Annotated in this window: 13 protein-coding genes; 10 read left to right on the top strand and 3 right to left on the bottom strand. The window is 71.1% G+C overall.

What is annotated here, in order from left to right:
- Window positions 1-322 precede the first annotated feature (322 nt).
- Window positions 323-1,237 (bottom strand): hypothetical protein, encoded by a 915-nt coding sequence (locus KBY47_RS35330; protein ID WP_210928616.1) that lies wholly within the window; start codon window positions 1,235-1,237, stop codon window positions 323-325.
- 83 nt (window positions 1,238-1,320) lie between these two features.
- On the opposite strand from KBY47_RS35330, the gene KBY47_RS35325 reads away from it, so the two are divergent.
- The 4 genes from KBY47_RS35325 (at window position 1,321) to ilvD (ending at window position 5,750) form a co-directional block, all read left to right on the top strand.
- On the top strand, window positions 1,321-2,253 hold the full coding sequence (locus KBY47_RS35325) for a Ppx/GppA phosphatase family protein (protein ID WP_210928614.1): 933 nt from the start codon (window positions 1,321-1,323) through the stop codon (window positions 2,251-2,253).
- Window positions 2,254-2,315: 62 nt separating this feature from the next.
- Window positions 2,316-3,140, top strand: coding sequence for a sugar phosphate isomerase/epimerase (locus tag KBY47_RS35320; protein ID WP_210928612.1), 825 nt, complete (start codon window positions 2,316-2,318; stop codon window positions 3,138-3,140).
- On the top strand, window positions 3,137-3,757 hold the full coding sequence (locus KBY47_RS35315) for a TetR family transcriptional regulator (RefSeq protein ID WP_210928610.1): 621 nt from the start codon (window positions 3,137-3,139) through the stop codon (window positions 3,755-3,757). The genes KBY47_RS35320 and KBY47_RS35315 overlap by 4 nt, the downstream gene beginning before the upstream one ends.
- 139 nt (window positions 3,758-3,896) lie before the next feature.
- Window positions 3,897-5,750, top strand: a complete 1,854-nt coding sequence (gene ilvD, locus KBY47_RS35310; protein WP_210928608.1) for a dihydroxy-acid dehydratase — start codon at window positions 3,897-3,899, stop codon at window positions 5,748-5,750.
- A gap of 58 nt (window positions 5,751-5,808) precedes the next feature.
- Here the strand turns inward: ilvD and KBY47_RS35305 are convergent, their stop codons facing one another.
- Window positions 5,809-7,914: a PQQ-binding-like beta-propeller repeat protein gene (locus KBY47_RS35305; protein ID WP_210928606.1), complete on the bottom strand. Its 2,106-nt coding sequence runs from the start codon at window positions 7,912-7,914 to the stop codon at window positions 5,809-5,811.
- 180 nt (window positions 7,915-8,094) lie between these two features.
- On the opposite strand from KBY47_RS35305, the gene KBY47_RS35300 reads away from it, so the two are divergent.
- The 6 genes from KBY47_RS35300 to proC all read left to right on the top strand — a co-directional run bounded on the left by KBY47_RS35300 (window position 8,095) and on the right by proC (window position 12,391).
- Window positions 8,095-8,430: an SH3 domain-containing protein gene (locus tag KBY47_RS35300; protein ID WP_210928604.1), complete on the top strand. Its 336-nt coding sequence runs from the start codon at window positions 8,095-8,097 to the stop codon at window positions 8,428-8,430.
- Between the two features lie 48 nt (window positions 8,431-8,478).
- Window positions 8,479-8,985 (top strand): EamA/RhaT family transporter, encoded by a 507-nt coding sequence (locus tag KBY47_RS35295; protein ID WP_210928602.1) that lies wholly within the window; start codon window positions 8,479-8,481, stop codon window positions 8,983-8,985.
- A gap of 60 nt (window positions 8,986-9,045) precedes the next feature.
- On the top strand, window positions 9,046-9,825 hold the full coding sequence (locus KBY47_RS35290; protein WP_210928599.1) for a class I SAM-dependent methyltransferase: 780 nt from the start codon (window positions 9,046-9,048) through the stop codon (window positions 9,823-9,825).
- A 50-nt stretch (window positions 9,826-9,875) separates the two neighbouring features.
- Window positions 9,876-10,676, top strand: coding sequence for an ABC transporter ATP-binding protein (locus KBY47_RS35285; protein WP_210928596.1), 801 nt, complete (start codon window positions 9,876-9,878; stop codon window positions 10,674-10,676).
- Window positions 10,673-11,446, top strand: a complete 774-nt coding sequence (locus KBY47_RS35280; RefSeq protein ID WP_210928593.1) for an ABC transporter permease — start codon at window positions 10,673-10,675, stop codon at window positions 11,444-11,446. Before KBY47_RS35285 ends, KBY47_RS35280 begins: the two co-directional genes overlap by 4 nt.
- A 132-nt stretch (window positions 11,447-11,578) precedes the next feature.
- Window positions 11,579-12,391, top strand: a complete 813-nt coding sequence (proC, locus tag KBY47_RS35275) for a pyrroline-5-carboxylate reductase (protein WP_210928591.1) — start codon at window positions 11,579-11,581, stop codon at window positions 12,389-12,391.
- Between the two features lie 79 nt (window positions 12,392-12,470).
- Here the strand turns inward: proC and trpS are convergent, their stop codons facing one another.
- Window positions 12,471-13,514 (bottom strand): tryptophan--tRNA ligase, encoded by a 1,044-nt coding sequence (gene trpS, locus KBY47_RS35270; protein ID WP_210928588.1) that lies wholly within the window; start codon window positions 13,512-13,514, stop codon window positions 12,471-12,473.
- Between the last annotated feature and the right edge of the window lie 592 nt (window positions 13,515-14,106).

Genomic DNA, 14,106 nt, shown 5'->3' with positions numbered 1-14,106 from the left:
CCCCGGCCCCGTCGGACCCCACGCCCAGCGACCCCACGCCCAGCGACCCGCCGCCCACTTCCCAGGACCCCGGGCCCACGCCCGACCCGGAACCCCCGCCGTCCGAGCCGCCGTCCACCTCCCAGGACCCGGGCCCACCGACCGGCGACAGCGGTGACCCGAGCACGTCCACCCCGTGAGCCCCGCTCGACCCGGCCCGCGCCGTCGCCGTTCAGCCGACCGGCTTCGCCCCCCGGCGAGGCCACCGTTCAGCCGACCGGCTTCGCCCCCCGGCGAGGCCACCGCTCGGCCGACCGGCTTCGCCCCCCCGCGAGGCCACAGCTCAGCCGACCGGATCCGCCGGATGCGGCGCCAGCAGCGGCAGCCGCGACGCCAGCCGCTCCTCGCACAGCTCGACCAGCCGGTCGTAGCCCGCCTTCCCCATCAGCTCGGTCAGCTCCGCCCGGTAGGAGACGTACACCGGCTCGCCCGCGCCGTGCGCCGAGGTCGCCGAGGTGCACCACCAGTGCAGGTCATGACCGCCCGGACCCCAGCCGCGGCGGTCGTACTCACCGATCGACACCTGGAGGACCCGCGTGTCGTCGGGCCGGTCGATCCAGTCGTAGGTGCGCCGGATCGGCAGCTGCCAGCAGACGTCCGGCTTGGTCTCCAGCGGCTCGCGGCCCTCCCGCAGCGCCAGGATGTGCAGCGAGCAGCCCGCGCCGCCCGCGAAGCCGGGCCGGTTCTGGAAGATGCAGGACCCCTCGAAGGGCCGGGTCTGCCGGTCGCCGTCCTCGTCCTCGGACACCCAGCCGTTCCTGGTGCCCTCGGCGTGGTGCTGCCAGATGTCCGGCGTGAGCCTCGCCACGTGCCCGGCGACCCGCTTCTCGTCGTCCTCGTCGGAGAAGTGCGCGCCCAGTGTGCAGCACCCGTCGTCCGCGCGGCCCGCCTGGATGCCCTGGCAGCCGCTGCCGAAGATGCAGTTCCAGCGAGAGGTCAGCCATGTCAGATCGCAGCGGAAGACCTGCTCCTCGTCCGCCGGATCCGGGAACTCCACCCACGCGCGTGCGAAGTCGAGCCCCTTCTCGTCCGGCTCCGGAGGTCCGTCCGGCCGTCCGGGCAGCCCTTCCGCCCGCGCCGCCTTCGCCTTCCGCGAAGAACCCGTGGCGGCCTCGCCCCGCGCGGGCATTTCGTCCCGCTTGGAGTCCTTCTCCGCCTTCGTCGTCTTTCTGTCCTTCGCCTTTTTCGTCTTTGGCACGCGTCCAGGGTAAGTGGCCGCGCTCCACTTCCGGGACCGCTCCGGGGGCCGCAGGCGTTCGACCTGGCAGTAGCGTTCCGTACATGAGACTCGGTGTCCTGGACGTGGGAAGCAACACGGTGCATCTGCTCGTGGTGGACGCGCACCCGGGCGCGCGCCCGCTGCCCGCGCACTCGCACAAGGAGGAGCTTCGGCTCGCGGAACTCCTCGACGACGGCGGAGCCGTCCGCCCGGACGGCGTCGACCGGCTCATCGGTGTCTTCCACGAGGCGCTCCAGGCCGCCGAGGACAAGGGCGTCGAGGAACTGCTGCCGTTCGCCACCTCCGCCATACGCGAGGCGAGCAACGCCGACGAGGTCCTCGCGCGCGTGCGGGACGAGACCGGTGTGGAACTCCAGGTCCTCACCGGCGCCGAGGAGGCCCGGCTCACCTTCCTCGCCGCCCGCCGCTGGTTCGGCTGGTCGGCCGGGAAACTGCTGGTCCTGGACATCGGCGGCGGCTCCCTGGAGATCGCCTACGGCATGGACGAGGAACCCGACGCGGCCGTCTCCCTCCCGCTCGGCGCCGGACGCCTCACCTCCGCCTGGCTGCCCGGCGACCCGCCGACCGCCGACTCCGTGCGCGCCCTGCGCCGCCATGTCCGCGCCCAGATCGCCCGTACGGTGGGGGAGTTCAGCCGCCTCGGCGCCCCCGACCATGTCGTGGCCACGTCCAAGACGTTCAAGCAGCTCGCCCGCATCGGCGGCGCCGCCCGCTCCGCCGAGGGCCTGTACGTCCAGCGCGAGCTGAAGCGGCAGTCCCTGGAGTCCTGGGTGCCGAGACTGGCCGGGATGACCGCCGCCGAGCGCGGCGAACTGCCGGGCGTCTCCGAGGGCCGCGCGGGCCAGCTCCTCGCCGGGGCGCTGGTCGCGGAGGGCGCGATGGACCTCTTCGGCGTCGAGACCCTGGAGATCTGCCCCTGGGCCCTGCGCGAGGGCATCATCCTGCGCCGTCTGGACCACATGCCGCCGGAGTGAGGAGGGCCACCCCACCGCCCCGGCGGAAAGCCACCCCCAACCCACCCCGTTACCCTGTCCCCGTGGCCAACCCAGTCGTACGCGTCCCGGATGCGAAGGTCGCCCTGTCGACGGCCTCCGTCTACCCGGAGTCGACGGCGACGGCCTTCGAGATCGCCGCGCGCCTCGGCTACGACGGTGTCGAGGTCATGGTCTGGACCGACCCGGTCAGCCAGGACATGGAGGCCCTGCGCCGCCTCTCCGACTACCACCGCATGCCGATCCTCGCCGTCCACGCCCCCTGCCTGCTCATCACCCAGCGCGTCTGGTCCACCGACCCGTGGGTCAAGCTCCAGCGCGCCCGGGCGGCCGCCGAGAAGCTGGGCGCCGGCACCGTCGTCGTACACCCCCCGTTCCGCTGGCAGCGCCAGTACGCGCGCGACTTCGTCACCGGCATCTGGCGGATGGCGGACGAGACGGACGTGCGGTTCGCGGTGGAGAACATGTACCCCTGGCGCTACCGCGACCGCGAGATGCTCGCCTACGCCCCCGACTGGGACGTCACCAAGGACGACTACCGGCACTTCACGATCGACCTCAGCCACGCCGCCACCGCCCGCAGCGACGCCCTGGAGATGGTCGACCGCATGGGCGACCGGCTCGGCCATGTCCACCTCGCCGACGGCAAGGGCTCCGCGAAGGACGAGCACCTCGTCCCCGGCCGCGGCAACCAGCCCTGCGCCGAGCTGCTGGAGCACCTCGCCCTGAGCGGTTTCGACGGCCATGTCGTGATCGAGGTCAACACCCGCCGCGCGATGTCCAGCGCCGAACGCGAGGCCGACCTCGCCGAGGCCCTCGCCTTCACCCGCCTCCACCTCGCCTCGGCCCTCCAGGCACCCCGGCCATGACCGGTACGACCCCCGCCCCGCGCCGTCGCGGCCGCCCCCCGCGCAGCGGCTCCGCCGACGCCCCCGCCACCCGCGACCGGATCCTCACGGCCGCCCGCGAGGAGTTCTCGGAGCGGGGCTACGAGAAGACGTCCGTGCGCGGCATCGCCAAGGCCGCCGGGGTCGACTCCGCCCTGGTCCACCACTACTTCGGCACCAAGGAACAGGTCTTCGAGGCCGCCGTGGAGGTCGCCCTGGCGCCCGCTTTCACCGCCCGGGACAGCGTCCTCGACGGCCCCCTCGACGACGTGGGCGAACGCCTGACCCGTATGATCCTCGGCCTCTGGGAGAACCCGGTGACCCGGGCGCCGCTGCTCGCCATCGTCCGCTCGGCGGTGAACAACGAGGCCGCCGCCACCGTCTTCCGCCGTCTGATCACCTCCCAGCTGATGCGCCGGGTCGCCGCCCGGATGGAGCTGCCGGACGCGGAGCTGCGCGTGGAACTGGCGGCCGCCCAGCTGGTCGGCATCGCGATGATCCGGTACGTCATCAAGGCGGAGCCGCTGGCGTCGGCGGACGTGGAGTCGATCATCACAAGGGTGGCGCCGGTGGTACAGGGCCACCTGACCAACCCCTGACGGCGCCCCGCGCGCCCCCGCCGGGCCCCTGAGACACCCGTCCCGGATACCGGACACCGGGTCCGTCCCCCGAAACACCGGCGTACGCTCGACGTCAGTCAGAAAACTCTGGCGGCAGTCTCTGAAGGAGCGAGCGACGATGCCCGAGCTGAGGTCCCGCACAGTCACCCACGGCCGCAACATGGCGGGCGCTCGCGCCCTTATGCGCGCCTCCGGTGTACCCGGTGCGGACATCGGCCGGAAGCCGATCATCGCCGTCGCCAACAGCTTCACCGAGTTCGTGCCCGGCCACACCCACCTCCAGCCGGTCGGCCGGATCGTCAGCGAGGCGATCACGGAGGCGGGCGGCATCCCGCGCGAGTTCAACACCATCGCGGTCGACGACGGCATCGCGATGGGCCACGGCGGCATGCTCTACTCCCTCCCCTCCCGCGACCTGATCGCCGACTCGGTCGAGTACATGGTCGAGGCCCACTGCGCCGACGCCCTGGTCTGCATCTCCAACTGCGACAAGATCACCCCGGGCATGCTGATGGCCGCGCTGCGCCTGAACATCCCCACGGTCTTCGTCTCCGGCGGCCCCATGGAGTCCGGCCGCGCCACGCTGGTCGACGGCACGGTCCGCACGCTCGACCTGGTCGACGCGATCTCCGACGCCGTGAACGACAAGATCTCGGACGAGGACATCCTCCGTATCGAGGAGAACGCCTGTCCGACCTGCGGCAGCTGCTCCGGCATGTTCACCGCCAACTCGATGAACTGCCTCACCGAGGCCATCGGCCTCTCCCTCCCCGGCAACGGCTCGGTCCTCGCCACCCACACGGCCCGCAGGCAGCTCTACGTCGACGCGGCCCGCACGGTCATGGACATCACCCACCGCTACTACGACGAGGACGACGACAGCGTCCTGCCCCGCAACGTCGCCACCTTCCAGGCCTTCGAGAACGCCATGGCCCTGGACATCGCGATGGGCGGCTCCACCAACACGATCCTGCACCTGCTGGCCGCCGCCCAGGAGGCGGGCGTGCCCTTCGGCCTGGAGCAGATCGACGAGGTCAGCCGCCGGGTGCCGTGCCTGGCCAAGGTCGCGCCGAACGTCGCGGGGGACCGCACGTACTACATGGAGGACGTGCACCGCGCGGGCGGCATCCCGGCCCTGCTGGGTGAGCTGCACCGGGCCGGACTCCTCAACGAGGACGTGCACGCCGTCCACAGCCCGTCCCTCTCCGACTGGCTGAAGACCTGGGACGTCCGCGGCGGCTCCCCGTCCCCCGAGGCGGTCGAACTCTGGCACGCGGCCCCCGGCTGCGTCCGCTCCGCCGAGGCGTTCTCCCAGTCCGAACGCTGGGAGGCCCTCGACGAGGACGCCGAGGGCGGCTGCATCCGCAGCGCCGAGCACGCCTACTCCAAGGACGGCGGCCTCGCGGTCCTCAAGGGCAACCTCGCGGTCGACGGCTGCGTGGTGAAGACGGCGGGCGTCGACGAGTCGATCTGGACCTTCGAGGGCCCCGCGGTCGTCTGCGAGTCCCAGGAGGAGGCGGTGGAGAAGATCCTCAACAAGCAGATCACCCACGGCGACGTCGTCGTCATCCGCTACGAGGGCCCCAAGGGCGGCCCCGGCATGCAGGAGATGCTCTACCCGACGTCCTTCCTCAAGGGCCGCGGCCTCGGCAAGACCTGCGCCCTGATCACCGACGGCCGCTTCTCCGGCGGCACCTCCGGCCTCTCCATCGGCCACGCCTCCCCGGAGGCCGCGTCCGGCGGCACCATCGCCCTCGTCGAGGACGGCGACCGCATCCGCATCGACATCCCGGCCCGCACCATCGAACTCCTCGTCGACACCGCCGAACTCACCCGCCGCGCCGAGGCCCTGAACGGCTCCTACGCACCCAAGAACCGCACCCGCAAGGTCTCGGCCGCCCTCCGCGCCTACGCCGCGATGGCCACCAGCGCGGACAAGGGCGCGGTCCGGGACGTGACGAAGCTCGGCTGACCCAAGGGGACGTCCCACGCGGGGCGTCCCCTACCAACGGGCCGGTCCCGGGGTTCCCCTACCAACGGGCCGGGTCCCGGGCGTCCATGGCGAAGACGGTGCCGTCGGGGGCGGCGGCGTAGACGCGGTCGCCGACGACCACCGGGTCGGGGAGTTCGACCGCGACCCCGGCCGCCGCCTTTGTGCTCAGCCGGGGAGACGTCTGTCCGACGAGGCGGCCGCTACGGGCGCCCACGGCCAGCAGCCGTCCGTCGGGAGTGGTGACATACACATGCCCGTCGTCGACTGCCGGGGAGGAGCCCCGGGAAACGCCCGTCTCCAGAGTCCACAGCAGCCTGCCCAACTCAAGATCGACCGCCACAAGCGATCCGCCGACACCCATGAGGTAGGCGACGTTTCCGCGGACGGTACCGCGGGCGAGTTCGATCGGCACGGGCAGCTTCACCTGTTGCCGCGCCCCGCCGCGCGGGGTGTAACGGACGACGCCCTTCGCTTCCTCCACCTCTCCGACGGAGAGGAAGAAGACCGATCCGCCGTGTACGCCGATGGGTTGAAGCGCCCCGTCCAGCCGGACGTCCCAGCGCACGCCCCCCGTGTCCGGATCCACCGCGGTCACCCGCGTGCTCTGACCGTCGTCGGACCTGCTCACCGCGTACGCCAGCGGATCCTCGGTGAACGAGACGAAGTACGGCGCCTTGTGCCCGGCGATGGGGTGCCGCCAACGGGTGTCGCCCGAGGCGCCGTCGATACCGGTGACCGTGCCGTCGGTGTGGGTGAGCAGCAGGCCGCCACCGGTGTGTTGCAGCCCGGTGAAGGGAGGCATGGACCGCTGCCAACGGTTCTTGCCCGTGGCGGGATCGAGCGCTGTGATGCGGTTGTTCTGGGGCAGCCCCGTCTGGACGAGCCCACCAGCCAGGGCCGGTGGCTCCGCCCGGTCACCGGAGTCCGTGTGCCGCCACAGCAGTCGGCCCTCAGCAGGGTCGAGCGCGAACACCAGACCCGGTTGCGAGCACAGCAACTGCTCGGCGCCGTAGGAGCACTGAGGCGTCCCGCTGCCTTCGGCCGGAGCGGCTTCCCAGCCCTGGAACACACGGGCGGCCGGAGCGGCACCGCCGTCCTTGTGTCTCCGCTCATCACCGCCGAGCAATCGCGCCGAGGCCAGCGCGGCGATCACAGCGAGGCCGACCGCTCCGGCGGCGACGGCCACCGCCCTGCCCCGGAGCCTGCCCGCTCGTCGCCGTTCGGGTTCAGCGACCGGCTCGGGCTCCGCCTCAGGCGCCTCCCGAACCTCCTCACCCGTACGCTGCGCCGGTATGAACGCCTGAGTGTCGTACGAGGCGGAGACCGATCGCAGCTCCCGCATCAGCTCATCCGGGCCCGGACGGTCCTCGGGTTCTTTGGCGAGACACCGCGATATCAGCGGCGCCAGGTTCTCCGGTACGCCGGTCAGATCGGGCTCGTCATGGACGACCTGGTAGGCGACGACATAGGGACTGTCCGAGTCGAACGGCCCCCGCCCCGTCGCCGCGTGCACCATCACCGACCCCAACGCGAAGATGTCCGCCGCGGGCCCCACCTCCCGAGGCCGCCGGAACTGCTCGGGCGCCATGAACGGCGGCGTCCCGATCAACTTGCCCGTCTCGGTCCGCAGTTCACTGTCCTTGGGCCGGGAGATCCCGAAGTCGATGACCTTCGGCCCGTCCTCGGCGAGCAGTACGTTGCTCGGCTTCAGATCCCGGTGCACCACCCCGACCCGATGGATGTCCCGCAGCGCCTCCGCCAGCCCGGCCATCAGCCGCCGCAACCGCTCCGGAGCCATCGCGCCGTTCCGCTTCACCTGCTCGGCCAGCGTCGGCCCCGGTATGAACTGCGTGGCCATCCAGGGCCGCCCGGCGTCCGGGTCGGCATCGACGACCGGCGCGGTGAAGGCCCCGCTCACCCGGCGCGCAGCGGCGATCTCCTGCCGGAAGCGCCCCCTGAACTCCGGGTCCCTGGCGAACTCGGCATGGACGACCTTCACCGCGAGCTTCATGCCCGAGGTACTGCGCGCCAGATGCACGACCCCCATACCGCCGGAGCCGAGACAGGATTCCAGCCGATAGTGACCGGCGTATTCGGGAAGTTCCGCTTCCGCGCCCGCTCCGATGTTCCGCTGTGGCGCCATGGGACCACCCCCGTGCTGTTCGTCCGCGCGCGCGACGCACGGAGCTTAGTCGATTACTCGTACGAGACAGCGGAGGCTTGCTAGCCTCCCTGTTCCATCCACGTACATGCGTGCGTGAGGTGGTTCGGGGGAATCAACGGGGTCCCATGACACTCATGGGAGCAACGGGGGAGGTTTTTCATGTCTGTTGACCGTGTCGAAGAGAGCCAGAAGGCAGCGGCCGAAGGTGCGACGGAAGCCGTCACCGCGGAGGCGACCACGGCGGTGCGCTATTACCCGGTCGCTCCCGGCGTCCGCCTCAACGTCCGCAGCGGGCCCGGCACCAACTACACCGTCGTGCGCGTCCTGACCGAGGGCGCCAAGGTCGCGATCTTCTGCCAGACACCGGGTACGACGGTGACAGGTCCGTACGGCACTTCCAACATCTGGGACAACATCGCCGTCGGCGAGTTCGTCTCGGACGCGTATGTGTACACCGGCTACGACGGCTACTTCCGTCCTCGCTGCTCGTTCTGAACCCACACCGCTGGGCCGGGGTCGGGGAGCCGGAGTCATAATCGACGCGTGAGCGACGACAACGGCACCCCCGACCCGGCAGCGGGCCCCCGGCCCGAGCCCATCCGTTTCTTCGGTACGAGCTGGGTCGAGCACGGCAACGGCTACCCGGCCCGCCGCATCGGCGTCGCCGTCGGCTCCCTCGCCGCGGCCGTCGCCTCCTGTCTCGTCCTCCGCTTCGCCTACGACGGCCTCCGCCTCGCCGACACCAGCAGCTTCCTCACCCTCCTCGTCGTCGTGATGTTCGCGGTGTGCAGCGCGCTCGCCTTCCGGCACACCTGGGACGGTTTCACCAAGCGCCCCGACCCCGAACGCCAGGCCTCCCTCCGCGGTCTCCTGGCCATCGGTTTCGTCGGCTCCCTCCTCGCCTATTTCTTCCGCGCCCTCATCGAGGCCCCCGGCGAGAAGCTCCACCGCGAGGAGTACGAGACCGCCCGCGAGCAGTACGAGAAGCGCACCGCCCGCCGCAGCGGCAACCCGCGGAAGCAGCAGAAGAAGAAGCGCGGCCGCTCCTAGCCGCCGCCACGGTCGGAAAAGGGATCCTCACCCGCCCAGGTCCCGGTTCACCATGGCCGTATGACCTCACCCACCTCACCCCGAACCTTCGACGACACCGCCCGAGCCCACTCCTTCAACACCGCCGCGGCCCAGTACGCCGCCAACCGCCCTTCCTACCCGCCCGCCCTCCTCGACGCCGTCGAGGAACTGTCCGGCCGCCCCCTCACCGGCGCTCGCCTCGCGGACATAGGCGCCGGTACGGGCCTGGCCACCGCCCTCCTCCACGCCCGCGGCGCCGAGGTCATCGCCGTGGAGCCCGGCTCCGGCATGGCCGCCGAGTTCCGCCGCGGCCTCCCCGGCGTCCCGCTGGTCCTCGGCGACGGCAACGCCCTGCCCCTCGCCGCCGACTCCCTCGACCTGATCACCTACGCCCAGTCCTGGCACTGGACCGACCCGGAACGCTCGGTCCCGGAGGCCCTGCGCGTACTCCGCCCCGGCGGCGCGCTCGCGCTGTGGTGGAACACCGACGCCCCGGACGTCCACTGGATCGCCGACCAGGCCGACCGCATCGCCCGCCACTTCGAAACCGGCCACACCCTCGGCAAGAGCGGCCGCCCCGTCCACCCCGCCGACCCCACCGGCCGTCTGCGCTTCACCGACCGCCGGATCCGCTGGAGCCGCCGGGTCCCCGTGGACACCCACCTCGCCAACATCACCAGCCACTCCCTCTTCCTCCTCCACGACAAGGACCGCACCGCCGCCTTCCTCACCGAGGAGCGCGCCCACCTGCTGGAGCGGTTCCCCGACGGGATCGTGGAGGAGACCTACGTCGTCGAGCTGCTGGTGGCCAAGGCGTGACCGACCTCCTCACTTGACGACTCCGACCCGCCAGGAGGATTATTCATCGCATGATGAATTACGCCAGCGGTCCTCCTGGCGCGGACACCACCCCCGCCGTCCGCGCCGAGCACCTCACCGTCGTACGCGGCCCCCGCACCGTCCTGCGCACCCTCGACTTCGCCGTCCCCCGCGGCCAGGTCACCGGCCTGCTCGGCCCCTCCGGCTGCGGCAAATCGACCCTGATGCGCGCGATCGTCGGCACCCAGGCCAAGGTCACCGGAACCCTCGAGGTCCTGGGCCACCCCGCGGGCCACCCCACCCTCCGCACCCGCATCGGCTACGTCACCCAAGCCCCCTCCGTCTACGACGACCTGACCGTCCGCCAGAACCTCGACTACTTCGCCGCGATCCTCCACCCCGGCCGCTCCTCCGCCGACCACCGCCACGAAGAAGTCACCCGGGCCATCACCGACGTCGACCTCACCAGCCACGCCGACGTCCTCGCGGGCAACCTCTCCGGCGGCCAGCGCAGCCGCGTCTCCCTCGCCGTGGCCCTCCTCGGCGCCCCCGAACTCCTCGTCCTCGACGAACCCACCGTCGGCCTCGACCCCGTCCTCCGCCGCGACCTGTGGAACCTCTTCCACGACCTCGCCGCCACCCGCGGCGCCACCCTCCTCATCTCCTCCCACGTCATGGACGAGGCCGAGCGCTGCCACCGCCTCCTCCTCATGCGCGAAGGCCAGATCCTCGCCGACGACACCCCCGACGCCCTCCGCGACCGCACCGGCTCCGAAACCGTCGAACTGGCCTTCCTGGCCCTCGTCGACGAGGCCATCGCCGCAGCCCGCACCAAGGAGTCCAAGCGATGAACGAGCCGAACGCACCCGCCCGGCCCACCGCCCTCAACGCCTCCCGCACCACCGCCACCGCGCTCCGCGTCCTGCGCCAGCTCGCCCACGACCCCCGCACGATCGCCCTGCTGCTCCTGGTGCCCTGCCTGCTCCTCCTCCTGCTGCGCTACGTCTTCGACGGCGACCCGCGCACCTTCGACAGCATCGGCGCCTCACTCCTCGGGATCTTCCCGATGATCACCATGTTCCTGGTGACCTCGATCGCCACCCTCCGCGAACGCACCTCCGGCACCCTCGAACGCCTCCTCGCCATGCCCCTCGGCAAGGGCGACCTGATCGCCGGCTACGCCCTCGCCTTCGGCACCCTCGCGATCATCCAGTCCGCCCTCGCCACCGGTCTCGCCCTCTGGTTCCTCGGCCTCGACGTCACCGGCTCCCCCTGGCTCCTCCTCCTGGTGGCCCTCCTCGATGCCCTCCTCGGCACGGCACTCGGCCTCTTCGTCTCGGCGTTCGCCGCCTCCGAGTTCCAGGCGGTCCAGTTCATGCCGGCCGTGATCTTCCCCCAACTCCTCCTCTGCGGCCTCTTCACCCCGAGGGACAACATGCACCCGGTCCTGGAAGCCATCTCGGACGTCCTCCCCATGTCCTACGCCGTCGACGGCATGAACGAGGTCCTCAGGCACAGCGACATGACGGCCACCTTCCTCCGCGACATCCTGATCGTCGCGGGCTGCGCCCTGCTCGTCCTGGGCCTCGGAGCGGCGACCCTGCGGCGCCGCACCACCTGACCCCAGCGTGGGAGCCCGCCCGCCCGGAGCCCCGGGGGGACACGTCCCGCCCAGCGGACAACGCACGCACACCCCCCACCCCCGGTGCGAGGATGAACCCGGACGACGCAACCCCCGGAGGGCACCCGCACCATGAGCCAGAAAGTCGCAGTCCTCGGCACCGGCAAGATCGGCGAAGCCCTGCTCAGCGGAATGATCCGCGCCGGCTGGTCCCCCGCCGACCTCCTGGTCACCGCCCGCCGGCCCGAACGAGCCGAAGAACTCCGAGCCCGGCACGGCGTCACCCCGGTCACCAACCCGGAGGCCGCCAAGACCGCCGACACCCTGATCCTCACGGTCAAGCCCCAGGACATGGGCACCCTCCTCGACGAACTCGCCCCGCACATCCCCGCCGGCCGCCTGGTCATCAGCGGCGCGGCGGGCATCCCCACCTCCTTCTTCGAGGAACGCCTCGCCTCCGGCACCCCGGTCGTCCGCGTCATGACGAACACCCCCGCCCTCGTCGACGAGGCCATGTCCGTCATCTCCGCCGGCACCCACGCCACCGAAGCCGACCTCGCCCACGCCGAGGAGATCTTCGGCGCCGTCGGCAAGACCCTCCGCGTCCCCGAGTCACAGCAGGACGCCTGCACCGCCCTCTCCGGCTCCGGCCCGGCGTACTTCTTCTATCTCGTGGAAGCCATGACGGACGCGGGCATCCTCCTCGGCCTGCCCCGCGACAAGGCCCACGACCTGATCGTCCAGTCCGCCATCGGAGCCGCCACCATGCTCCGCGACAGCGGCGAACACCCCGTGAAGCTCCGCGAGAACGTCACCTCCCCCGCCGGCACCACCATCAACGCCATCCGAGAACTCGAGAACCACGGCGTACGAGCCGCCCTCATCGCCGCACTCGAAGCAGCCCGCGACCGCAGCCGCGAACTCGCCTCCGGCAACAACAACTGACCGGCCCACCGCCCCCGCAACCCACCACCTGCTCCCGGGCGCGGGGGCGGCGCACGCACCGCCAGGCCCTCGCCGAGCCCTACCGAGCCGCGCTCAGCACACCGAAGTCACCTGTATCGCGGCCCCCGCCACCCGGCAGCAACCCGATCGCGCGATAGGCGGCATCCACCGTCGGCCGAGCCATCGCCCGAGCCCGCTCCGCTCCATCCCGGAGCACCCCCTCCACATAGCCAGGATCCGCGCACAGCTCCCTGTGCCTCTCCTGCACGGGCCTCAACACCTCGACCACAGCCTCCGCGGTGTCCTTCTTCAAGGCGCCGTACGACTCATATACACCGCTCAAGGCCGAGGGGTTCTCACCGGTGCACGCGGCCAGGATCTCCAGCAGGTTCGCGACCCCGGGCCGGGAGGCCCGGTCGTAGACGACAGCCCGCCCACTGTCGGTCACCGCCCGCATGACCTTCTTCCGCACCACGTCCGGCTCGTCCAGCAGATAGACGATCCCCGGACCCACGTCGTCGCTCTTCCCCATCTTCGACGTCGGGTCCTGAAGGTTCATGACCCGTGCCCCCACCCGGGGCGGCGTGGCCCGCGGCACCACGAACGCCTGCCCGTACCGCTGGTTGAACCGCGCCGCGAGATCCCGCGCCAGCTCCACGTGCTGCGTTTGGTCGTCCCCCACCGGCACCTCATCGGTCCCGTACGCCAGGATGTCCGCCGCCATCAGCACCGGATACGTCAGCAGCGACAGCCGCACACTCCCCCCGCGCGCCCGCTCCCGCGCCGCCTTCTCCTTGTACTGGATCATCCGACGCACCTCGCCGTCGGTGGCCACGCACTCCAGCAGATACGACAGCCGCGCATGCTCATCCACATGGCTCTGTACGAACAGGGTGCACAGCCCCGGATCGAGCCCCGCCGCCAGCAACAGCGTCGCCCCCTGCCGACTGAGCCGCCGCACCCGCCCGGGATCGTGCTCCACGGTCAGCGCATGCAGATCGACGACACAGAACAGGGCGTCCGCCTGGTGCTGGTCCACCTCGACCCACCGCCGGATGGCCCCCAGATAGTTCCCCAGCGTCAGATGCCCACTCGGCGTGACCCCGCTGAAGACTCGCTTCACCTCTCCACCTCCTGATCGAGCCCGCCGCGCCCGCCGGCCGACCCTCCAGGAGGGAGAAAGAACGGCCGCCGAGGCGGCGGCCGTTGAGTGCGTACGTGAGCGCGGCCGCCGTCAGGCGGCCCACCACTGCTGGCTGCACGTACGCGTCATCACGCCGCCAACCCTACGCCCCAGGGGTGCCGCTCGCAGCGAAGTTGACACGGCCCACCGGCATCCGTACTGTTCTCCGAGTTGTCCGACGTGAGCGCCGACTCCGGTCGGTCCCCGGACAGCCATTCCGCAGTACCAACCACTACTCGACGAACAGTCGATCTCTGATCGCTGCCTCGTTGCGTCATTGGCGTGCGTATTCACGGAATGAGGAATCCGCGTTCGAAAGGACGCAGCCCCCGATTAGGTCGGGAGCGAGGAATCCGCTAAAGTCTCACTCGTCGGAAGGGCCCAACGGCCCGGAAGGCAAACCCCGCTGACTGGGGGTCAGGTCGAGAAAAGGATCTGATAGAGTCGGAAACGCAAGACCGAAGGGAAGCGCCCGGAGGAAAGCCCGAGAGGGTGAGTACGAAGGAAGCGACCGTTCCTTGAGAACTCAACA

Origin of the sequence: Streptomyces sp. B93 (assembly GCF_018070565.1) — a bacterium.
Lineage (GTDB): Bacteria > Actinomycetota > Actinomycetes > Streptomycetales > Streptomycetaceae > Streptomyces.
This window is presented reverse-complemented; position numbering and strand designations above follow the sequence as displayed.

Excerpts from the sequence above, each read along its gene's own strand:
- KBY47_RS35325 (WP_210928614.1), top strand. The coding sequence starts at position 1,321 with ATGAGACTCGGTGTCCTGGACGTGGGAAGCAACACGGTGCATCTGCTC.
- KBY47_RS35315 (WP_210928610.1), top strand. The coding sequence starts at position 3,137 with ATGACCGGTACGACCCCCGCCCCGCGCCGTCGCGGCCGCCCCCCGCGC.
- ilvD (WP_210928608.1), top strand. The coding sequence starts at position 3,897 with ATGCCCGAGCTGAGGTCCCGCACAGTCACCCACGGCCGCAACATGGCG.
- KBY47_RS35305 (WP_210928606.1), bottom strand. The coding sequence starts at position 7,914 with ATGGCGCCACAGCGGAACATCGGAGCGGGCGCGGAAGCGGAACTTCCC.
- KBY47_RS35300 (WP_210928604.1), top strand. The coding sequence starts at position 8,095 with ATGTCTGTTGACCGTGTCGAAGAGAGCCAGAAGGCAGCGGCCGAAGGT.
- KBY47_RS35290 (WP_210928599.1), top strand. The coding sequence starts at position 9,046 with ATGACCTCACCCACCTCACCCCGAACCTTCGACGACACCGCCCGAGCC.
- KBY47_RS35285 (WP_210928596.1), top strand. The coding sequence starts at position 9,876 with ATGATGAATTACGCCAGCGGTCCTCCTGGCGCGGACACCACCCCCGCC.
- KBY47_RS35280 (WP_210928593.1), top strand. The coding sequence starts at position 10,673 with ATGAACGAGCCGAACGCACCCGCCCGGCCCACCGCCCTCAACGCCTCC.
- proC (WP_210928591.1), top strand. The coding sequence starts at position 11,579 with ATGAGCCAGAAAGTCGCAGTCCTCGGCACCGGCAAGATCGGCGAAGCC.